The sequence below is a fragment of the Pseudomonas artemisiae genome (assembly GCF_057128685.1).
Genome location: NZ_JBSKHS010000003.1, coordinates 34,625 through 56,231, shown reverse-complemented (window position 1 = coordinate 56,231; position 21,607 = coordinate 34,625). Strand labels below are relative to the sequence as shown.

At 59.9% G+C, this 21,607-nt stretch carries 17 protein-coding genes; 6 read left to right on the top strand and 11 right to left on the bottom strand.

Going from position 1 to position 21,607, the window contains the following annotated elements; genetic code table 11:
• Nucleotides 1-270: 270 nt before the first annotated feature.
• A complete protein-coding gene (tcuC, locus tag ACWKV4_RS04595) occupies nt 271-1,551 on the top strand; it encodes a tricarballylate/proton symporter TcuC (protein WP_483830864.1) in 1,281 nt (426 codons plus the stop codon).
• Nucleotides 1,552-1,705: 154 nt separating this feature from the next.
• Here tcuC and ACWKV4_RS04590 read toward each other — a convergent pair whose 3' ends face one another.
• The gene (locus ACWKV4_RS04590) at nt 1,706-3,175 is read right to left on the bottom strand and encodes a glyceraldehyde-3-phosphate dehydrogenase (protein WP_483830865.1); all 1,470 of its coding nucleotides are present in this window, start codon (nt 3,173-3,175) and stop codon (nt 1,706-1,708) included.
• 205 nt (nt 3,176-3,380) lie between these two features.
• On the opposite strand from ACWKV4_RS04590, the gene mfd reads away from it, so the two are divergent.
• Complete coding sequence (gene mfd / locus ACWKV4_RS04585) at nt 3,381-6,857, top strand: transcription-repair coupling factor (RefSeq protein ID WP_483830866.1); 3,477 nt, start codon at nt 3,381-3,383, stop codon at nt 6,855-6,857.
• Between the two features lie 39 nt (nt 6,858-6,896).
• Nucleotides 6,897-9,194: a DEAD/DEAH box helicase gene (locus tag ACWKV4_RS04580; protein WP_483830867.1), complete on the top strand. Its 2,298-nt coding sequence runs from the start codon at nt 6,897-6,899 to the stop codon at nt 9,192-9,194.
• A 25-nt stretch (nt 9,195-9,219) separates the two neighbouring features.
• Here the strand turns inward: ACWKV4_RS04580 and ACWKV4_RS04575 are convergent, their stop codons facing one another.
• From ACWKV4_RS04575 to ACWKV4_RS04565, 3 genes are all read right to left on the bottom strand, one after another.
• Entirely contained in the window at nt 9,220-9,957 is a 738-nt protein-coding gene (locus ACWKV4_RS04575; protein ID WP_483830868.1) for an S-methyl-5'-thioinosine phosphorylase, read from the bottom strand.
• 2 nt (nt 9,958-9,959) lie between these two features.
• A complete protein-coding gene (nagZ, locus tag ACWKV4_RS04570; protein ID WP_483830869.1) occupies nt 9,960-10,988 on the bottom strand; it encodes a beta-N-acetylhexosaminidase in 1,029 nt (342 codons plus the stop codon).
• A gap of 68 nt (nt 10,989-11,056) precedes the next feature.
• Nucleotides 11,057-11,755 carry a TetR/AcrR family transcriptional regulator gene (locus ACWKV4_RS04565; protein ID WP_483830870.1) on the bottom strand — a complete coding sequence of 233 codons (699 nt, stop codon included), beginning with the start codon at nt 11,753-11,755 and terminating at the stop codon, nt 11,057-11,059.
• A gap of 186 nt (nt 11,756-11,941) precedes the next feature.
• Between ACWKV4_RS04565 and lexA the strand changes: the two genes are divergently transcribed.
• Together lexA and sulA are read left to right on the top strand one after the other, a co-directional pair.
• Nucleotides 11,942-12,553 (top strand): transcriptional repressor LexA, encoded by a 612-nt coding sequence (gene lexA, locus ACWKV4_RS04560; RefSeq protein WP_483830871.1) that lies wholly within the window; start codon nt 11,942-11,944, stop codon nt 12,551-12,553.
• A gap of 12 nt (nt 12,554-12,565) precedes the next feature.
• A complete protein-coding gene (gene sulA / locus ACWKV4_RS04555; RefSeq protein WP_483830872.1) occupies nt 12,566-13,051 on the top strand; it encodes an SOS-induced cell division inhibitor SulA in 486 nt (161 codons plus the stop codon).
• A gap of 5 nt (nt 13,052-13,056) precedes the next feature.
• Here sulA and ACWKV4_RS04550 read toward each other — a convergent pair whose 3' ends face one another.
• The 7 genes from ACWKV4_RS04550 to ACWKV4_RS04520 all read right to left on the bottom strand — a co-directional run bounded on the left by ACWKV4_RS04550 (nt 13,057) and on the right by ACWKV4_RS04520 (nt 21,028).
• Nucleotides 13,057-13,290, bottom strand: a complete 234-nt coding sequence (locus ACWKV4_RS04550) for a hypothetical protein (protein ID WP_483830873.1) — start codon at nt 13,288-13,290, stop codon at nt 13,057-13,059.
• A gap of 51 nt (nt 13,291-13,341) precedes the next feature.
• Nucleotides 13,342-13,866 carry a DUF6586 family protein gene (locus tag ACWKV4_RS04545; protein WP_483830874.1) on the bottom strand — a complete coding sequence of 175 codons (525 nt, stop codon included), beginning with the start codon at nt 13,864-13,866 and terminating at the stop codon, nt 13,342-13,344.
• A gap of 41 nt (nt 13,867-13,907) precedes the next feature.
• Nucleotides 13,908-16,511 (bottom strand): type I DNA topoisomerase, encoded by a 2,604-nt coding sequence (gene topA, locus ACWKV4_RS04540; RefSeq protein WP_483830875.1) that lies wholly within the window; start codon nt 16,509-16,511, stop codon nt 13,908-13,910.
• A gap of 96 nt (nt 16,512-16,607) precedes the next feature.
• The gene (locus ACWKV4_RS04535; RefSeq protein WP_483830876.1) at nt 16,608-16,859 is read right to left on the bottom strand and encodes a DUF1653 domain-containing protein; all 252 of its coding nucleotides are present in this window, start codon (nt 16,857-16,859) and stop codon (nt 16,608-16,610) included.
• A gap of 74 nt (nt 16,860-16,933) precedes the next feature.
• Nucleotides 16,934-18,109: an acetyl-CoA C-acyltransferase FadA gene (fadA, locus tag ACWKV4_RS04530; RefSeq protein WP_483830877.1), complete on the bottom strand. Its 1,176-nt coding sequence runs from the start codon at nt 18,107-18,109 to the stop codon at nt 16,934-16,936.
• Between the two features lie 30 nt (nt 18,110-18,139).
• Nucleotides 18,140-20,287, bottom strand: coding sequence for a fatty acid oxidation complex subunit alpha FadB (gene fadB, locus ACWKV4_RS04525; protein WP_483830878.1), 2,148 nt, complete (start codon nt 20,285-20,287; stop codon nt 18,140-18,142).
• A 297-nt stretch (nt 20,288-20,584) separates the two neighbouring features.
• The gene (locus ACWKV4_RS04520; protein WP_483830879.1) at nt 20,585-21,028 is read right to left on the bottom strand and encodes a hypothetical protein; all 444 of its coding nucleotides are present in this window, start codon (nt 21,026-21,028) and stop codon (nt 20,585-20,587) included.
• Between the two features lie 104 nt (nt 21,029-21,132).
• Between ACWKV4_RS04520 and ACWKV4_RS04515 the strand changes: the two genes are divergently transcribed.
• Nucleotides 21,133-21,585, top strand: coding sequence for a universal stress protein (locus tag ACWKV4_RS04515; RefSeq protein ID WP_483830880.1), 453 nt, complete (start codon nt 21,133-21,135; stop codon nt 21,583-21,585).
• Nucleotides 21,586-21,607: the final 22 nt, after the last annotated feature.

The following is a 21,607-nucleotide window of genomic DNA, read 5'->3' as shown; positions in this document are numbered from 1 at the left end:
GGCGAACATTAACTGTTAGCTGGCTAATTGGCTATCTCAGTGTCGAGACAATTGTAGTTACACGCCCGGTAATAATCCGCTGTGCAGGCGTTCTTTGAAAGCAAAACCTAGTCACGTTTGGCCGCTACGAACTGATTTCATTTGCTCAGGTCCACTGCTAACACATATGGTTACAAATTCGCCCACCGCCATGCGAGCCGAGCGCAACATGAGCGTCAAGGCGTCTATTACGGGGACTCCCTCCATTCCAATCGATAATCGGGTACCTTCATGGCCTCATCACCAGGCAAAGGCAAAGCGATTTTTCGCGTTGTCAGCGGCAACTTCCTTGAGATGTTCGATTTTATGGTCTACGGCTTTTACGCCACGGCCATTGCCGCCACGTTCTTCCCCACCGATAGCGCCTTCGCATCGCTGATGCTGTCGCTGGCCACCTTTGGCGCGGGCTTCCTGATGCGCCCATTGGGCGCCATTGTATTAGGCGCCTATATCGACCGTCATGGTCGACGCCAGGGGTTGATTGTGACCCTGGGCATGATGGCCATGGGCACGCTGCTTATCGCTCTGGTGCCGGGCTATGCCAGCATCGGAGTGGCCGCGCCCATCCTGGTGCTGCTGGGCCGGCTTCTACAAGGCTTCTCGGCAGGGGTTGAGTTGGGTGGCGTGTCGGTGTACCTGGCGGAAATCGCAACGCCTGGGCGCAAAGGGTTTTTCGTTAGCTGGCAGTCCGCGAGCCAGCAGGTTGCGGTGATCTTCGCCGGGCTATTGGGCGTTATCCTGCATCATTTCCTCTCGCCGCAGGAAATGAGCGAATGGGGCTGGCGCGTGCCCTTCCTGATTGGCTGCCTGATCGTGCCGGTGATCTTCTTCATACGCCGCTCGCTGGAAGAAACCCCTGAATTCCAGGCCCGTATCCATCGCCCGACGCTGCGCGAAGTGCTCAGATCTATCGGCCAAAATTTCGGCCTGATCATCGCTGGCATGGCCATGGTGGTGATGACCACGGTGTCTTTCTACCTGATCACTGCCTACACCCCGACCTTCGGCAAGGCTGAACTGCATTTATCTGAATTTGATGCCTTGCTGGTGACCCTGTGCATTGGCCTGTCGAACTTCATTTGGCTGCCGGTGATGGGCGCGGTGTCAGACCGTATCGGGCGCAAGCCCTTGCTGGTGTCCACCACGGTATTGGCGATCATTACCGCCTACCCTTTGCTGGCATGGCTGGTGGGCTCGCCAAGCTTTACTCACCTGCTGATGGTGGGCCTCTGGCTATCCTTCCTCTATGGCTCGTACAACGGTGCCATGGTAGTGGCCCTGACCGAGATCATGCCCAAGGAAGTGCGTACTACAGGTTTCTCGCTAGCCTATAGCCTGGCCACCGCCACCTTCGGCGGCTTCACCCCCGCAGCCTGCACCTGGCTGATCCACGCCCTGGGCAACCAGGCAGCGCCTGGACTGTGGCTGAGTGGCGCGGCGGTGATGGGCTTGATCGCGACCCTGGTGCTGTTTCGCACCAACCCGCATTTGCGCACGGCCCACGCAGCGTAAAAAGTAGCAGCCTGGCTTGCCAGCGATCCCGTGATGCTACTGTTCGCCAGCTTCGCTTGCTCCTACAAAAAGGCCCCTTCTACGGTAAGGGGCGCAATAACAAAAAGCCCCGGGCCTTTACAGGCATCGGGGCTTTTGTACAGCGGGCTAACGCTTACTTGGGAAAGGCAGGCGGGTTGACCCCGGCCATGTCTTCCATCACGCGGATCACCTGGCAGCTGTAGCCGAACTCGTTGTCGTACCACACGTACAGCACAACACGGTTGTCGTTGCAGATGGTGGCTTCGGCGTCGACCACCCCGGCGTAGCGGGAGCCGACGAAGTCCGTCGATACCACTTCGGTGGAGCTGACAAAGTCGATCTGCCGAGAAAGGTCCGAATGCAGCGCCACATGGCGCAAGTATTCGTTCATCTCTTCACGGTTGCTTGGCTTGTCCAGGTTCAGGTTCAGGATGGCCATGGACACGTTCGGCGTAGGCACACGGATGGCGTTGCCAGTGAGCTTGCCGGCCAACTCTGGCAAGGCCTTGGCAGCGGCGGTGGCGGCGCCGGTTTCGGTGATCACCATGTTCAACGCCGCGCTACGACCGCGGCGCTCGCCCTTGTGGAAGTTGTCGATCAGGTTCTGGTCGTTGGTGTACGAGTGAACGGTTTCGACGTGGCCGTTGGCAATGCCGAATTTGTCGTTGATGGCCTTGAGCACCGGCACGATGGCGTTAGTGGTACAGGAAGCGGCCGACACGATCTTGTCTTCAGCGGTGATCGTCTGGTGGTTGATACCGTGAACGATGTTCTTCAGCTTGCCCTTGCCCGGGGCGGTCAGGATGACCCGGTCGATGCCAGGACACGCCAGGTGCTGGCCCAGGCCCTCGGCGTCACGCCATACGCCCGTGTTGTCCACCAGCAGGGCGTGCTGGATGCCGTACTGGGTGTAGTCCACCTCGTTGGGCGCCTTGGCGTAGATCACCTGAACCAGGTTACCGTTGATGTTCAGGGTATTGTGCTCTTCGTCCACCATGATGGTGCCGTCGAAGGAGCCATGAACCGAGTCGCGGCGCAGCAGGCTGGCCCGCTTGGTAAGGTCATCGTTGGAGCCCTTGCGCACCACGATGGCACGCAGGCGCAGGCCATCGCCACCGCCGGTTTTCTCGACCATGATGCGCGCCAGCAGGCGGCCGATGCGGCCAAAGCCGTATAGCACCACGTCCTGGCCCTTGCGGTGGCCCGCGTCGGTCGCCTGTTTGCCCACTACATCGGCCAGCTCGTCACGCACGAAGGCTTCGGGGCTGCGGCCGTTGGCTTCGGCCTTGAATTTGACCGCCAGCTTGCCCAGATCCACGGAAGCGGCGCCCAATGCGAGCTGGCTCATGGCCTGAAGCAGGGGGAACGTTTCGTGAACCGACAGCTCGCTCGAATCGACCTGACGGTGACGAGCGAAGCGGTGGGCCTTGAGCAGCGCGATCACGGAACGGTTGATCAGGCTGCGGCCATAGATCGAGGTCACCACGTTATTGTTGCGGTAAAGCTGACCAATCAACGGGATCATCGCTTCGGCGAGCGCTTCACGGTCGATCCATTCACCAAGACACTGGTCGGGCTTCTGATTCACGGTAACCTTCCACATGTAGGGGGACAAAAAAGGGGCTACATTATGGCTTCGACCGTTGCGTTCATGCAATCAGCACCCGCCAACACGGCTGCATAGACCGCCTGGGCATAGGTAAGTTCGCGCCCGCCATAGCCTTCTTTTTAGCCCCCTCACCACTGACAGCCGGCCTGCTCCACCGCTACAATCCTCGTTTGACCAGCACCTGGAGCCTTACCTTACCGTGCCAGTTCTGCGCCTTCCGCCGCTACCCTCCATGGCGAGTTCAGCCTCGCCGGTCAAACAGGCCTGGGGCAACCTGCCAGGTGCCGCCCTGAGCCTGGCCATTGCCGAGGCCGCCAGCACTGCCAAGCGCTTTACGCTGCTGCTGACGCCCGATAGCCAGGCCGCGGATCGGCTCGAACAGGAACTGCGCTTCTTCGCGCCAGGCCTGCCGGTGCTGCATTTCCCCGATTGGGAAACCCTGCCTTACGACCTGTTCTCGCCCCACCAAGACATCGTTTCCCAGCGCATTGCCAGCTTGTATCGGCTGCCTGAGCTGAGCCACGGCATTTTGGTAGTGCCCATTACCACCGCCCTACACAGGCTGGCGCCCACCAACTTCCTGCTTGGCAGCAGCCTGGTATTGGACGTGGGGCAGCGGCTGGATGTCGAAGCCATGCGCGCCCGCTTCGAGGCCGCTGGCTATCGGTACGTGGACACCGTGTACGAGCATGGGGAATTTACCGTACGGGGGGCGCTTATCGACCTGTTCCCCATGGGCAGCAAGCTGCCGTATCGAATCGACCTGTTCGACGACGAAATCGAAACCCTGCGCACCTTCGACCCCGAAACCCAGCGCTCCATCGATAAAGTCGATTCGGTGCGTTTGCTGCCGGCACGAGAATTCCCGTTGCAGAAGGAGGCCCTTACCCGCTTCAAGGCGCGTTTCCGGGAGCGGTTCGACGTGGACTTCAGGCGCAGCCCGATTTTCCAGGACCTTAACAGCGGTATCACGCCAGCAGGCATCGAATACTATCTGCCGCTGTTTTTCGAGCAAACCTCTACCCTGTTCGACTACCTGCCACACACCACGCAAGTGTTCTCGTTGCCGGGTATCGAGCAGGCGGCCGAACAGTTCTGGAACGATGTGCGCAATCGCTATGAAGAGCGTCGCATCGACCCATTGCGCCCGCTGCTACCGCCCGCGGAACTGTTCCTGCCCGTGGAAGATTGCTTTGCGCGGCTTAAAACCTGGCCACGCGTCGTTGCCAGCAGTGACGACCCAGGCATTGGAGCTGGCTTCGAGCGCTTCCCGGCCAGCGCCCTGCCCAACCTGGCCATCGAAGCCAAGGCCAGCCAGCCAATGGCGGCCTTGGCCAAGTACCTGGATGAATTCCCTGGCCGGGTATTGTTCACCGCCGAGTCCGCCGGCCGCAGGGAAGTGCTGCTGGACATGCTGGCGCGGTTCAAGCTCAAGCCGCAAACCGTCGATGGCTGGCCAGGGTTCGTGGCCAGTGACGCGCGTTTGGCGATCACCATCGCGCCCTTGGACGAAGGCCTGCAACTGGACGACCCAGCCCTGGCCTTGATTGCCGAAAGCCCGCTGTTTGGCCAGCGCGTGATGCAACGCCGGCGCCGCGATAAGCGCAGCGACGGTGGCAACAGCGACGCGGTGATCAAGAACCTGGCCGAGTTGCGTGAAGGCGCGCCCGTGGTACATATCGACCATGGCGTTGGCCGTTACCTGGGCTTGGCTACGCTTGAAATCGAAAACCAAGTGGCGGAATTTCTGACGCTGGAATACGCCGAGAACGCCAAGCTGTATGTGCCGGTGGCCAACCTGCACCTGATCGCTCGCTATACCGGCAGCGACGATGCCTTGGCGCCTCTGCACCGCCTGGGCTCCGAAGCCTGGCAGAAAGCCAAGCGCAAGGCAGCCGAACAGGTGCGCGACGTGGCCGCCGAGTTGCTGGATATCTACGCGCGGCGCGCGGCGCGCAAGGGTTACGCTTTCGGCGACCCGGCCTTGGATTACGAAACCTTCAGCGCGGGCTTCCCCTTCGAGGAAACCCCCGACCAGCAAGTGGCCATCGAGGCAGTACGCAGTGACATGCTCGCGCCCAAGCCCATGGATCGTCTGGTATGTGGCGACGTAGGCTTCGGCAAAACCGAGGTGGCCATGCGCGCGGCCTTTATTGCGGTGCATGGCGGCCGTCAGGTAGCCATTCTGGTACCCACCACCCTCCTCGCCCAACAGCACTACAACAGCTTTCGTGACCGCTTCGCCGACTGGCCAGTGCGGGTGGAAGTGATGAGCCGCTTCAAGTCCACCAAAGAAGTGAACGAAGCCGTGGCAGAGCTGGCCGATGGCAAGATCGACATTGTGATCGGCACCCATAAGCTGCTGCAGGATGACGTGAAGGTGAAGAACCTGGGCCTGGTCATCATCGACGAAGAACACCGTTTTGGCGTGCGCCAGAAGGAAGCCCTCAAGGCCCTGCGCAGCGAGGTGGACATTCTTACCCTCACCGCCACGCCCATCCCGCGTACCTTGAACATGGCCATGGCCGGCATGCGCGACCTCTCCATCATCGCCACCCCGCCCGCGCGGCGCCTGTCGGTACGCACCTTCGTGATGGAGCAGAACAAAAGCACGGTCAAAGAAGCCCTGCTGCGTGAACTGTTGCGCGGCGGCCAGGTGTACTACCTGCACAACGACGTCAAAACCATCGAGAAATGCGCCGCGGACCTGGCTGAACTGGTGCCTGAGGCACGCATCGGCATCGGTCATGGGCAGATGCGTGAGCGTGACCTTGAACAGGTGATGAGCGACTTCTACCACAAGCGCTTCAACGTGCTGATCGCCTCGACCATCATCGAGACGGGTATCGACGTGCCCAGCGCCAACACCATCATCATTGAGCGGGCCGACAAGTTCGGCCTGGCGCAGCTTCACCAGTTGCGCGGCCGCGTAGGCCGTAGCCACCATCAGGCCTACGCGTACCTGCTCACGCCATCGCGCCAGCAGATCACCCCAGATGCGGAAAAGCGCCTGGAGGCCATCGCCAATACCCAAGATCTAGGCGCAGGCTTCGTACTGGCCACCAACGATTTGGAAATTCGTGGCGCGGGTGAACTGCTGGGCGAAGGCCAGAGCGGCCAGATTCAAGCCGTGGGCTTTACGCTCTATATGGAAATGCTGGAGCGGGCAGTCAAGTCCATCCAAAAAGGTGAACAGCCCAACCTGGATAAACCCTTGAGCGGCGGCCCGGAAATCAACCTACGCCTGCCGGCGCTGATCCCGGACGACTACCTACCTGACGTGCACGCGCGGCTGATTCTGTACAAGCGTATCGCCTCTGCCGTGGACGAAGACGGTTTGAAAGACCTGCAAGTGGAAATGATCGACCGCTTCGGCCTGCTGCCAGACCCTACCAAGAACCTGGTACGTCTGACGTTGCTCAAGCTGCAGGCTGAAAAGCTAGGCATTCTGAAAATCGACGGCGGCCCCCAGGGCGGGCGCATCGAGTTTGCGGCCGAAACACCCGTGGACCCGATGGTGCTGATCAAGCTGATTCAAAGCCAGCCGAAGCGGTATAAATTCGAAGGGGCCACGCTGTTCAAATTCCAAGTCCCCATGGAACGGCCAGAGAAGCGCTTCAATACCGTCGAAAGCCTGCTTGAACAGTTGGCCAAAGCCGCGCGCCCTAATGGATAGCCTGTATCCGGCCCTGCCCGCCCGGGTGGCCCCCGCACCATGAACATGAGTGTGAATGCCTCCACCCAGGCGCGACCACGCCTGTGGTTGGGGAGTGTCGAGTTCACCGCGTTCGAGCCGCGCAATGGGCGCATGCAGCGCCAGGTGCAGCACCGTGCGGCCCTGGCCTTCGGCTATGGCGCCCACTACCTGCCAGCCTCCAGCCTGGCGCCGGCGAAAGTTAGTGGCGTCAAGCGTGTGACTCGCGATCTGGACCGTGAACGCGATGCCCGCAAGGCCCTCACCGACCTTGGGTTTCGTATCGCCACTCGGCAGAGCAAGGCGGTGCCAGAAAGCGCCGGTGAGCTCTACGAATTGCCCTCCGATGCCGCCTGGCTACGCTTTGTACTCCATGACCTGCCGCGGCTGCGGGACCAAGGTTGGGAAATCGAATTCGGCGAACATTTCAGTTTCCAGCTTACGCCGGTGGATGACTGGTACGCCGTGGTTGAAGAGGCTCGGGACCATGACTGGTTCGACTTGGAACTCGGGATCCTGGTCAACGGCGAGCGCCAGAGCCTGTTGCCCATTTTGCTTAATCTAGTGCGTAGCCACCCAGATATGCTCAAACCCAGCAGCCTGGCCCGCAAAAAGGATGATGAGCTGTTGGTAGTAGCGTTGCCTGGCGTACCGGGCGCCAAACGCGCCACCCAGGTGGCCCTGCCCTACGCCCGCCTAAAGCCCGTACTAGCGGCGCTGGGCGATGCGTACCAACAAGAAACAGGCGCGACCCGTTTGCGCCTGGCCACCCCGGACGCCTCGCGCCTCAATGCCCTTTCCAATTTGCCATTACAGTGGGAGGGTGGTGAGCGGCTACGGGCTCTGGCCACGCGCCTGAGTGATTTGGGTAATCACCCTAGCGCAGCGCCAGCAGGGCTCAGCGCTACCTTGCGTGGCTACCAGCTCGAAGGGTTGAGCTGGATGCAGAGCCTGCGAGCGTTGGAGGTGGGCGGCATCTTGGCAGACGACATGGGCCTGGGTAAAACCCTCCAGGCCTTGGCACACCTTCTTGCGGAAAAAGCCGCAGGCCGCCTGGACCGGCCGGCGATGGTCGTGATGCCCACCAGTTTGATCCCTAACTGGCAGGATGAAGCCAACCGCTTCGCGCCCAGTTTGCGAGTGCTTACGCTACAAGGCATCGGGCGTAAGCAACACTTCGATCAATTGCATACCTACGACCTGCTGCTGACCACCTATGCCCTGCTACCCAAGGATATCGATCGCATCAGTGGGTTGAAACTGCATGTACTCATTCTTGACGAAGCGCAGTACATCAAAACCCCTGGCAGCAAGGCTGCCCAAGCGGCGCGGCAGTTCGACGCTCGGCAGCGATTGTGCCTGAGCGGTACGCCGTTGGAAAATCACTTGGGCGAGCTATGGTCGCTGTTTCATTTTCTGATGCCGGGGTGGCTGGGAGACGCCAAAAGCTTCAATACCCAGTACCGCGTGCCCATCGAGCGACATGAAGACCAAGAACGCTTGCAGCACCTGAATGCGCGCATCAAGCCGTTTCTGCTGCGCCGCACCAAGGAGCAAGTGGCCACCGAGCTGCCCGCCAAAACCGACATCATCCAATGGGTTGAGCTCAACGATGCTCAGCGGGACCTGTACGAAACGGTGCGCTTGGCCATGGACCGCAAGGTCCGCGCGGAAATCACCCGAAAGGGCATGGCCCGCAGCCAGATCATCATCCTTGAGGCACTACTTAAACTCCGCCAGGTCTGCTGCGACCTGCGCCTGGTGGACAAAACGCGCGTGGGCGGCCCAGCCAGTAGCTCCGGCAAGCTACAGAGCCTGATGGAGATGCTGGAGCGTCTGATGGCCGAAAACCGCCGCGTGCTGGTGTTCTCCCAGTTCACCTCCATGCTGGAGTTGATCGAAGCAGAGCTGCAACAACGAGGTCTGGAGTATGCCCTGCTCACAGGTGCCAGCCGGGACCGCCGGGCACCGGTGGAGGATTTTCAACAAGGGCGCAAACGGATTTTTTTGATCAGCCTCAAAGCCGGCGGCGTGGGCTTGAACCTTACGGCCGCCGATACGGTGATCCACTACGACCCTTGGTGGAACCCGGCCGCCGAGCAACAGGCCACCGACCGTGCGTATCGCATTGGCCAGGATAAGCCTGTGTTCGTGTTCAAGCTGATTACCCGCGGTACAGTGGAGGAGAAGATCGCCCAATTACAACAGGAAAAAACCGCCCTGGCTGCTGGTGTGCTAGACGGCCGCCGGGCTGGAGATTGGCACTGGGAAACCGAGGATATCGAAGCCCTGTTCGAACCCCTGCCTGGCAAACGCTAAAGCTTGAGCCCCCGCGGGGCCACACTCAGGCGGTGAGCACCCGAGCCAGCACGCCCCTTACCTTACCGATGCCCTGGCCCAAGGCTGCTTCAATCTCTGCCATCGTGATCACCTCACTGCTTTTACCTGCCGCGGGGTTCACCACCAATGCCAAGCAGGCATAGGCCAGGTCGATTTCTCTGGCCAGAGCCGCTTCGGGCATACCGGTCATGCCCACGATGTCACAGCCATCGCGCTCCAGCCGGGTGATTTCGGCCACCGTTTCCAAGCGTGGGCCCTGGGTACAGGCATACACCCCAAAGTCGCTGAACCCATGGCCTTCGGCCTGCAGCGCCTCCACCAACTGCTGGCGCAGGGCTTCGCTATAGGGGTAGCTGAAGTCGATATGGGTAACGTGTTCCAGCTCATCAGCAAAGAAGGTATGCGCCCGCCCGCTGGTGTAGTCGATCAACTGGTGCGGAACACAAAGGTGCCCCGTGCCCATGGCCGGGTGGATACCCCCAACGGCATTGACCGCCAACACCGCATCGGCGCCAGCCTGTTTGAGGGCCCAAAGGTTGGCGCGATAATTCACCTGGTGCGGCGGCAGGCGATGGGGGTGGCCGTGACGGGCTAGGAAAAGCACGTCCCGGCCGGCATACTGGCCCACCAGTATCGGCGCCGAGGGAGCACCGTAGGGAGTTTCCATCTCCACCGCGCGTTGGATATCCAGGCCGTCCAATTGCGTCAGGCCGGTGCCGCCGATAATTGCATAGGTGGTCATGATCAAGCTCCTGGTTCGAGCAACCCACCCTGGCGCAGCGCACCCAGCGCCCGCAGCCAGTCAGGGTGTTGTCGGTAATCAGTGGTTACCACGGCGCGGCGGCGCATGCCAGCCAATCGAGGCGGGGGCGTTACGTTCAGGCGCTGGGTAGCGCTCAAGGCCAGTTCGGCGGCGCCGCGGTCGTTACAAACCAACCCCATGTCGCACCCGGCGACCAGCGCGGCTTCTATTCGAGCGGCGGCGTCTCCGACCACGTGGGCGCCAGCCATGGACAGGTCATCACTGAAGATCACGCCGTCAAAGCCCAACTCACCCCGCAAAATGCCCTGTAGCCAGCGCGCCGAGAAGCCAGCGGGCCGATCGTCCACAGCCGGGTAGATCACATGGGCCGGCATTAGCGCGGCCAGGCGATGACGCAGGGCCATGAAGGGCTGCATGTCTACCGCGCGCAGTACATCCAAGGGGCGCTCATCGACGGGTATGGCTACATGGGAATCGGCTTCGGCCCAGCCATGGCCAGGGAAGTGCTTGCCACAGGCCGCCATGCCGGCGTGGTTCATGCCCTCGATAAACGCGCCTGCAAGGGCGGTTACCGAGGCGGGCTCGCCACCGAAGGCGCGGGCACCGATCACAGCGCTTCGCCCGTGGTTCAAGTCCAGTACCGGGGCAAAACTCAGGTCCAGGCCGGCGGCAAGTACTTCGATGGCCATGATCCAGCCACAGGCCCTGGCGAGTTTTTGGGCATGCTCACCCATGGCCGCCTCACCGATATCACCCATGGCTGGAAGGCGCACGAACCCTTGGCGCAGCCGCTGCACCCTGCCACCTTCCTGGTCCACGGCCAGAATGAGATCGGGGCGGATCGCACGGATGCTGGCGCACAGATCACGTACCTGCCGGGGGTGTTCGATGTTACGGGCAAAGAGTATAAGGCCGCCCACTTGGGGCTGGCGAATCAGATGGCGGTCTTCGGCGGTTAGCCAGGTACCGGCGACGTCTACCATCAGAGAGCCTTGAAGGCTGGCGCTCATGGAAAATCCTTGGGCAAAGGCTGCGGGGCCGCTACTTTACCCAATCTGTGAAGGGCTGTCGCGGCGGCTCAGGCCTTGACCGGCGCTTTGCTGCGGGGCCGCAGTTGGGCGCTGCCCATCACCGGGTCGCTTACGCCGCTATCCGCGCGCATACCAGCCGCCAGGAAGGGCACCATCAAGCGCATCACCTGCTCGATGGAGGTATCCACGCCGAAGTCGTTTTCTGAAATAGCCCGCAAGGCTTTGATGCCGGACATGCTGAAGGCCGCGGCGCCAAGCATGAAATGCACCCGCCAGAACAGCTCCAGCGCGGGTATGCGCGGAGCGGCTTCGTTGACCAGGGTCATATAGCGGCGGAACACCTTCCCGTACATGTCTTCCAGATAACGCCGCAGGTGACCCTGGCTTTCGCTGAAGGCCAGCCCCAGCAACCGCATAAAGATGGACAGGTCGTTATTGCTGCGCGGTTGCACCGACATGGCCTGGTCAACAAGGATTTCGAGCAATTCTTCCAGGCTTGCCTTATGCTCCGGCCGTGCGCTGCGACGCTCCAGCTCGCGGTCCAGGCTTGCGCAGAACGGCCCGAGGAAGCGTGAGAATACCGCCTGGATAAGCGCCTTCTTGGACCCGAAGTGGTAATTTACCGCCGCCAGGTTGACACCGGCCTTGCCGGTAATCAGGCGCAGGGAGGTTTCAGCGAAGCCCTTCTCCGCGAACAGTTGTTCGGCGGCATCTAGAATGCGCTCCACGGTTTCCGACTGTGCCATGGTTGCTCCGGCTGACAAACGAGTGTTTGAAACATACGTTTGGCCCGTGGCGCTTGTCAAGCCAGCCGGGGATTTTCCAGCTATATGGGCTGGCGCTCAAGCACCCACGCCAACCGGCTGGGGATTGCCAAGCACTCAATACTGTATATAATTCCAGTCACTGTATAAAAAGCCAGAGCCAACGCCATGCAGAAACTTACGCCACGCCAGGCCGAGATACTCGCTTTCATCAAGCGTTGCCTCGACGATAACGGTTTCCCCCCTACCCGCGCCGAGATCGCTCAGGAGCTGGGCTTCAAGTCGCCCAACGCCGCTGAAGAGCACCTTAAGGCCTTGGCTCGCAAGGGCGCTATTGAAATGACCCCTGGCGCAAGCCGCGGCATTCGAATCCCTGGTGCCGAGCCCCGCGCCGCCAATGAAACCACCCTGCCCGTTATTGGCCGTGTGGCCGCGGGGGCGCCCATTCTTGCCGAGCAGCACATCGAGGATGCCTGCAACATCAACCCGGCCTTCTTCCATCCACGGGCAGATTACCTCTTGCGTGTACATGGGATGAGCATGAAGGACGTAGGTATCCTGGATGGCGACCTGCTTGCCATTCATACCTGCCGTGAAGCGCGTAACGGGCAGATCGTGGTAGCCCGGATCGGCGACGAAGTTACCGTCAAGCGTTTCAACCGCAACGGCGACAAGGTTCAGCTACTTGCCGAAAACCCGGAATTCGCGCCTATCGAGATCGACCTGCAAAAGCAGGATTTGGTCATCGAAGGGCTCAGTGTCGGTGTCATCCGTCGATAGTCAGGAGGCGACATGCAGCTTTCCCCGTTAATGCCCACCACCCTTCAACACCCTCAACTGTCACTGTTCGAAGCCTTTATCGCACCCTGCAATCAGGCTTTTCAGAAGGCACCCGCCGACAACTGGCCTGGCCATGGCCCTGAAGTGTTTAGTGAATTGAGCCTGCGCGGCGCTACGGGGAACTGCCTTAACCTACTGGCTCCGATGTTGCGGGAATTGAGCGAAGGTGAGCATATGCGCTGGCTTACGTTGGTAGCACCGCCTGCCAGCCTAACCCAGAGCTGGCTTCGAGAAGCTGGGCTCAACCGTGAGCGCATTTTGCTGCTACAGCCTAAGTCAAATCAGACACCACTACAGCTAGCGTGCGAGGCCTTGCGCCTGGGGCGTAGCCATACGGTAGTCAGTTGGGTAAACCCGCTCAGTGGGAGTAATCGTCAGCAACTCATTAACGCGGCTCACCAAGGGGAGGCCCAGAGTTTGAACATTCGCCTGGGCTAGAGGCGTTAATGGAGTACGCGGGTCCCTTCTTCGTGGTCGAATTCCCCTTCGACCAGTTTGCCCGCCATTTGCACGCCAACGCTCAACATCGCTTTGGCGACTTCAACATGCTGGCCCTGAAGAAATACCTTGGCGTCTTCAGAAAAATTCAGCGTCACTAACGAGCCCTCATCGTCGGCACGACGGAGCTCTATCCGACCGTCCGGCAATTCGACGATTTCAAGAAAAGACGTAGACATAACGTGAGGGTTCTCCAGGAAAGGCGGCCATTGTAACAGCCACCGGGCGGATCAGCACTCACTAAGCCCTTCTCTGAACCGCATGGCAAGCAATTTGAGCTGCTGACGCCAGTTTTCTAGCGTATCAGCGGTCAGTGGTGGGGCTTGTGGTGGCTCATCCAGGCTTACGGCCTGAATCAATGGCAGGGTTACATCCTGCTTAGGCTTCTTAGGCTCGCGAGGCGGTTGCCACAGGCGCGCATAGCCTGCCCCGAGCGAAGCGAGCCAAGTCTCTGGGTTACCCACCAACTCTACCAACTCACCCAACTGAGGGTTAGGCGCCGCAGCCAAGGCCTCAGGTGTTAGAAAACGCTCAAGGTTTGATGAGGCAGCGTCTGCCAGGCGGTAATAACCGGCAATCTCGTGACACAGCCCCAGTAGCGCGCCGTAGAGGTGAAACAGCACCGCTTCCCGCTCGGCCTGGGCCACGGACGCAGCATTTACCACAGAACCTTGCTCAGCGCGCTTAAGGGCATCAATGGCCAGGCCCGCGAAGTAAAGTTTCTGGTTGGTGCGTGTGTACAGCTCGTAAGCCATGTTCAACCTCCAGAAAGTGCCGAGCCAAGGCCCGGCGGCCTTTAGCGCTTGTCTTCCACCTTCCACGCCTTACCGTCGAAGAAGGCGCGCCAGCCAGTGGGCTTGCCGTCTACTTCCGTTTGCACGTACTGCTCCTTGGTTTTACGGCTATAGCGTATTACCGAGAAGCGCCCTTCAGGGTCTTTCACCGGCGCGTCGAAGAGGAAGTGATACTTAGGATCGATCTCGTCCTTGTGCGGCAACAACTCCCGCACCAGGGGCGCTCGGGTTTCGCGGTTTTTAGGGAACTGGCTGGCGGCCAGGAACAGCCCCGACGCACCGTCGCGCAGCACGTAGGTATCATCCACCTTCTCGCACTTAAGCTCCGGCATCTTTACAGCGTCCATTTTCGGCGGAGCGGCCTCACCGTTTTTCAGCAGCTTGCGCGTATTCTTGCAACTGGCATTGGTACAGCCGAAGAACTTGCCGAAGCGGCCGGTTTTGAGCTGCATCTCACTGCCACATTTGTCGCACTGAATGCTCGGGCCTTCGTAACCCTTGATGCGGAAGCTGCCCTGCTCGATCTCATAGCCCGCGCAATCCGGGTTGTTACCGCAGATGTGCAATTTACGGCTTTCATCAAGCAGGTAAGCGTCCATGGCCGTGGCGCAGATAGGGCAGCGGTGTTTGTTCAACAGTACCCGGGACTCGGATTCACCTTCGTCATCGGCCGCAATTTCATCACCTGGCACCAGATTGATGGTCGCCTTGCAACGCTCCTTAGGGGGCAGGCTGTAACCCGAGCAACCCAAGAACACGCCGGTTGACGCGGTGCGAATCATCATCGGTCGACCACATTCCTTGCACGGAATGTCGGTGAGCGTGGGCTGGTTGGCTCGCATGCCATTTTCGCTGGCCTCGGCGACCTCCAACTTGGCTCGGAAGTCATCGTAGAACTCATCCAGCACGTTTTTCCAGTCGCGCTCGCCCTGGGCCACATCGTCCAGGTGCTCTTCCATGCCAGCGGTAAAACCGTAGTCCATAAGGTTGGCGAAGCTTTCGCTCAAACGCTCGGTAACGATATCGCCCATCTTTTCGGAATAGAACCGGCGATTGTGCAGGGTCACATAGCCACGGTCCTGGATCGTGGAAATGATGGCCGCATAGGTCGATGGTCGGCCAATACCGCGTTTTTCCATTTCCTTCACCAGGCTGGCTTCGGAGTAACGCGCCGGCGGTTTGGTGAAGTGCTGGGTAGGGTCGAGCCTGAGCAGTTGAAGCGCCTCCCCCTGTGCCATTTCAGGCAGCACGTCGTCTTCACCGGGCTTGCTGACCTGGGGCAGTACCTTGGTGTAACCGTCGAACTTCAGAATGCGGCCCTTGGCACGCAGCTCATAGGCCCCTGCCACCACGGTCAGGGTAGTGGACAGGTACTGCGCCGGAGGCATCTGGCACGCCAGGAACTGCCGCCAGATCAGCTCGTACAGCCGCTCTGCGTCCCGTTCCATGCCGTTGAGCTGCGAAGGGTGCAGGTTCACATCCGAAGGACGAATGGCTTCGTGCGCTTCTTGAGCGCCTTCCTTGCTGCCATACACATTGGGGGTCGCTGGCAGGTACTGTTTACCAAAGTTACCCTCGATGTAGCTACGCGCCATCTCCAACGCATCCACCGACAGGTTGGTGGAATCGGTACGCATATAAGTGATGTAGCCCGCTTCGTACAAACGCTGGGCCATCATCATGGTTTTCTTTACCCCGAAGCCCAGGCGGTTACTGGCGGCCTGTTGCAAGGTAGAGGTAATGAAAGGTGCCGAAGGCTTGCTGCTGGTAGGCTTGTCCTCACGCTTGACCACGCTGAACGTCGAGGCTTTCAGTTGCTCGACCGCGGCCATGGCGTGGGTTTCGTTCAGCGGCTTGAAAGCCTCGCCGTTTTCACGGGCAACTTCGAAGCGTACCTTGGCCTTGCTGCTGGCCAGGTCTGCGTGCAGCTCCCAGTACTCTTGTGGAATGAACGCGCGGATTTCCCGCTCGCGTTCCACCACCAGCTTGACCGCCACCGACTGTACCCGCCCGGCGGACAGGCCCCGGGCGATTTTTTGCCACAGCAACGGCGAGACCATATAGCCCACTACCCGGTCCAGGAAGCGGCGCGCTTGCTGGGCGTTTACCCGGTCTATATCCAGCTGACCGGGCTGAGAGAACGCATCCTGGATAGCTTTTTTGGTGATTTCGTTGAACACCACGCGCTTGTAGCGTGCGTCGTCACCGCCTATGGCTTCGCGCAGGTGCCAGGCAATGGCTTCCCCTTCGCGGTCAAGGTCGGTCGCGAGATAGATGGTATCGGCATCCTTGGCGAGCTTGCGCAGCTCGTCGATGACTTTCTCCTTTCCTGGAAGAATCTCGTATTTGGCTTTCCATCCGTGCTCGGGATCAACCCCCATACGCGCTACCAACTGACGCTTGGCTTTTTCGCGCGGCGACAGCGCTGGCGTTTCGCTCGCGGCCTTACCCTTGCGGGCAGCAGGTTCCTTGGACGTGGAGGAACCGCTGGTAGGCAGGTCACGGATATGGCCGATGCTGGACTTCACCACGTACTGGTTGCCCAGGTACTTGTTGATGGTCTTGGCCTTGGCTGGGGATTCCACAATGACCAGCGATTTTCCCATGGATCGGAAGGTTCCTAAAAACAGAAATAGAAGGCGGTGACGCCTTTAGAGGCCCCGCTATATATAGTGGCAACCGAGTGAGGTCAAGGGCGCCACTTAAATGGCATCATCGGCGGAGGAGGCAAATACGCTCGCCTGCGCCTGCACCAAAGCAAAGCGCGGGACCTGTTCGCCGTCAACCTCCACCGACTCCAAGAACATCTCCAGCGGTCGCACCCACAGGCCATATTCCCCATACAAAGCCTGGTAGCACACCACCTGCTGTTCGGTTTCAGAATGGCGCGCCACGCCAAATACCCGGTATTTAGGGCCTTTGTAGTGACGATAGACGCCCGGTTGTAACAGCATATTTCGCCTCATTGTTTCAAACGGTGAAAACAAAAACCGGGGCGCCTGGCCCCGGTCATTGCCACGCTATGCAATCAGACTCGCTCGAACACCGTAGTGATGCCCTGGCCGAGGCCGATACACATGGTTGCTACCCCAAGAGTAGCCCCCTTTTGTTGCATTACATTAAGCAGAGTGCCGGAAATACGAGCCCCTGAGCAACCAAAAGGATGCCCCAACGCAATCGCACCCCCATGCAGGTTGACCTTCTCCTCTATTTTATCCAGCACTTTAAGGTCCTTGAGCACCGGCAGCGCCTGGGCCGCGAAAGCTTCGTTGAGTTCAAAGCAATCGATGTCGGCCACCGTCAGCCCCGCGCGCTTAAGTGCTTTCTGGGTAGCTGGCACGGGGCCATAACCCATGATGGACGGATCGACACCGGCCACCGCCATCGAGCGGATGATCGCCATGGGTTGCAGGCCCAGGTCCTGTGCCCGCTGGGCCGACATCACGATCATGCAAGATGCGCCATCGGTGATCTGCGATGAAGTGCCCGCGGTCACGGTACCGCCCTTGGGGTTGAAGGCAGGCTTGAGCGACGCCAGGCCTTCGAGGGTGGTTTCCGGGCGAATGGTTTCATCGTAGTCGAACACTTTGAGGAAGCCTTGCTCGTCATACCCCTCCATGGGAATGATTTCATTCTTGAACAACCCCTGCACCGTGGCTTTGTGCGCCAACTGATGCGAGCGCACGCCAAAGGCGTCCTGCTGTTCCCGGGTAATGCCATGCATCTTGCCCAACAACTCGGCGGTCAGCCCCATCATGCCCGACGCCTTGGCAGCGTGCAGGGACAACTGCGGGTTAGGGTCTACGCCGTGCATCATGCTCACGTGCCCCATGTGCTCTACCCCGCCGATGACGAACACATCGCCGTTACCGGTCTGGATCGCCTGCGCCGCCGTATGAAGGGCGCTCATGGACGACCCACACAGGCGGCTGACCGTCTGGGCCGCCGAGGTGTGGGGAATGCGGGTCATCAGCGAGGCCATGCGGGCGATGTTCCAGCCCTGCTCCATGGTCTGGTTGACACACCCCCAGATCACGTCCTCGACTTCGCTGGGGTCGACCTTGGGGTTACGCGCCAGCAGTTGGTCGATCAGGTAGGCCGACATGTTCTCGGCGCGGGTATTGCGATGCATGCCGCCCTTGGAGCGGCCCATGGGTGTACGACCAAAGTCGACGATCACCACATCTCTTGGATTCAGGCTCATAGTACAAATCTCGCTCTGTTATCGGGCGGCTCAACCGAAGAAACGTTGGCCGGTGCGGGCCATTTCGCGCAGTTTTTCGGTAGGGTGGTACAACGGGCCCAGCTCCGCGTAGCGGTCGGCAATGGCCACGAATTCCGCTACGCCGATGGCATCGATGTAACGCAGGGCGCCCCCACGGAAGGGAGGGAAGCCGATGCCGTAGACCAGGCCCATATCCGCTTCAGCAGCGGTTTCCACGATACCGTCTTCCAGGCAACGCACCGTTTCAAGGCACAGCGGCAGCATCATCGAGTTGATGATGTCTTCGTCGGTCACATCGCGATGCTCGTAAACCACAGGCTTGAGCACGTCGAGTACCGAGGCGTCGGCTACCTTGGCCGGCTTGCCGCGTTTGTCAGTTTCGTACGCGTAGAAGCCCTTGCCGTTCTTCTGCCCCAGCCGATTGGCGTCGTACAGCGCGTCTATGGCGGTGCGACGGTCGTCTTTCATGCGGTCTGGGAAACCCTCGGCCATCACGTCACGGGCATGGTGACCGGTGTCGATGCCAACCACGTCCATCAGGTACGCCGGGCCCATGGGCCAGCCGAATTTCTCCATTACCTTGTCGATGCGTACAAAGTCTACGCCCGCGCTGACCAGTTTGGCGAAGCCTCCAAAGTAGGGGAACAGCACACGGTTGACCAAAAAGCCTGGGCAATCGTTGACCACGATGGGGTTCTTGCCCATTTTCTTGGCATAAGCCACGGTGGTGGCAACAGCCTGCTCGCTGGATTTCTCACCACGGATCACTTCGACCAAGGGCATCATGTGCACAGGATTGAAAAAGTGCATGCCCACGAAGTTTTCCGGGCGCTTGAGCGCCTGGGCCAGCAGGCTGATGGAAATGGTCGAGGTATTGGAGGCCAGGATGGTGGTGTCTTTCACCTGCGCTTCGGCTTCGGCCAGCACCGCTTGCTTGACCTTGGGGTTTTCGACAACGGCTTCGACCACGATGTCTACCTGGCCAAAATCTCCATAGGACAAGGTCGGGCGAATGGCGTTAAGCGCCACGGCCATTTTCGCCGAGGTCAAACGGCCTTTTTCAACCTGTTTGCCCAGCAGTTTTGAAGCCTCGTTAAGGCCCTGCTCGATGCCCTTCTCGTTGATATCCTTCATCAGGATAGGGGTGCCTTTATAGGCCGACTGGTAGGCAATACCGCCGCCCATGATGCCCGCGCCCAGTACCGCGGCCTGTCTCACTTCACGTGCCTGAGCGTCGTACACCTTAGCCTTGCGCTTGAGCGCCTGATCATTGAGGAACAGGCCGATCAGGCTTTCGGCGGCAGAGGTCTTGGCCATTTTCGCGAAGCCTGCGGCTTCGATTTCCAGTGCCTTGTCACGGCCGAAGTTGGCCGCTTTCTGAATGGTTTTGATCGCTTCCACAGGCGCGGGATAATTCGGGCCGGCCTGGCCCGCCACGAACCCCTTGGCGGTTTCGAACGCCATCATTTGCTCGATGGCGTTGAGCTTGAGCTTTTCAAGCTTGGGCTGACGTCGGGCCAGATGGTCGATCTCGCCCGAAATGGCGCGGGCAAGCAGATCCAGGGCAGCTTCGCGAAGCTTTTGCGCAGGCACCACTACATCTACGGCACGCACTTTCAAGGCGTCGTCAGGGCGTTGTTCCTTGCCGGCGGCGATCCACTCGATGGCGTTATCGGCGCCAATCAGGCGTGGCAAGCGCACGGTACCGCCGAACCCTGGGTAGATACCCAGTTTGACCTCTGGCAAGCCAATTTTCGCAGCGGTGGACATCACCCGGAAGTCAGCCGCCAGGGCCATTTCCAGCCCGCCACCCAAAGCGATGCCATTGATCGCGACCACAGTGGGGAATGGCAAGTCTTCGAATGCGCTGAAGATCCGGTTCGCTTCCAGATTACCCGCGATCAATTCGGCTTCGGGCAGCTTGAAATTATCGACAAACTCGGTGATGTCGGCGCCTACGATGAACACATCCTTGCCGCTGGTCACCAATACGCCTTTGACCGACGTATTGGCCTTGAGCGCTTCGACCGCCTCACGCAGCTCGTTGAGGGTTAGGCGGTTGAATTTGTTGACGGACTCACCCTTGAGGTCGAAGTTGAGTTCGACGATGCCACTTTCAAGAGCCTTAACCGTGATGGCTTTACCTTCGTAAATCATCAACTGATCTCCAGGAATGGAAGCTGAACGTTACGTGCTGAAGCGGCCAGTTGGCCCACCCGCCAGCGCGCGTTCGGGGTATGAAACAGCGCTAAACGCTCGATTCATACGCCCGTTTGATTTGGGTGAGCACACCTTCAGCGAAAAGTGGTGGATTGTCAATCGCCCCGCAAACGCCGCCGTTTTCGGACTACTCGGTCACTTTAGATCATGCTTTGAGCGAGGTCAGCGGGTTGTACGCGGGGATAGGTCACAAGGCGTGACATAGAGGTCAGGCAGCCCTGCCGAGCCTGTTGCTCAGGTCAATGCCAATTGGCGTAAAACCTTATCAAGGGTAAGCGCTTGGTCCTCGCCACTGCCCTCGCCCCAAACGGCACAGACCATTTGCCCCTGCGCATACACCTTCCACACGTCAGCGGGCAATTGAGCCAGTTGTTCGAGCAGCGTCGGCTGATCGCAGGCTTCACGCCATTGATTCACCCACTGCCCTGGCTGGACTTGCCACCAACTCCAGTCTGCCCTGCCTTCGGCCAATCGAGCACGGTGGTATTGAGCGGCGGGTGTTGGCAGGTGTGCGGGCATCCAGTGGGGCCAGGTTTGCGGCGCCAGTTGCATACCCAGCCCCAGGGCCCTCGCACGCATGCGACACGCCATGCGCCCACTTTGCTTTCGGGACGGGCGCAGCCATGCGAGGGGGCTTAGTATCACTGCAAGGATTGACACCACTATCCAGACCGTCATAGAACTCTTCCCGCGTTTTTTACAAACAACCCCTCGGTAGCCTGCACGCAGCCACCCTGAAAGGGCCATAATCAAGCCAATATTTTTGCCTGGAGCAATGCGCCATGTCCTATCAACACATCCTTGCAGCAGTGGACCTGACCGAGGAATGCGACCCGGTCATCAAACGCGCGCGGGCGTTAGCCGAAGCCACTGGGGCGACGCTCTCGCTGGTGCATATCGTCGAACCCATGGCCATGGCCTTCGGGGGTGACGTGCCCATGGACCTGTCACAGCTGCAACAGCAGCAGTTCGACCAGGCCAAGGAGCGCATGACGACCCTGCGCGCGAAATTCCCAAACGTACAGGAAGAGTACTGCCACCTGACCTACGGCCAGCCACGCCAGGAAATTCACAAGCTCGCCAAGGATAAAAACTGCGACCTGATCATCGTCGGCAGCCACGGCCGTCATGGGCTTGGCCTGCTGTTGGGCTCGACCTCCAACGACGTGCTGCATGGCGCGCCCTGTGACGTGCTTGCGGTGCGGCTGGACAAAGCCAAAAACGACAAAGCCTGAAGCCACAGGCCGCTGTTCACCC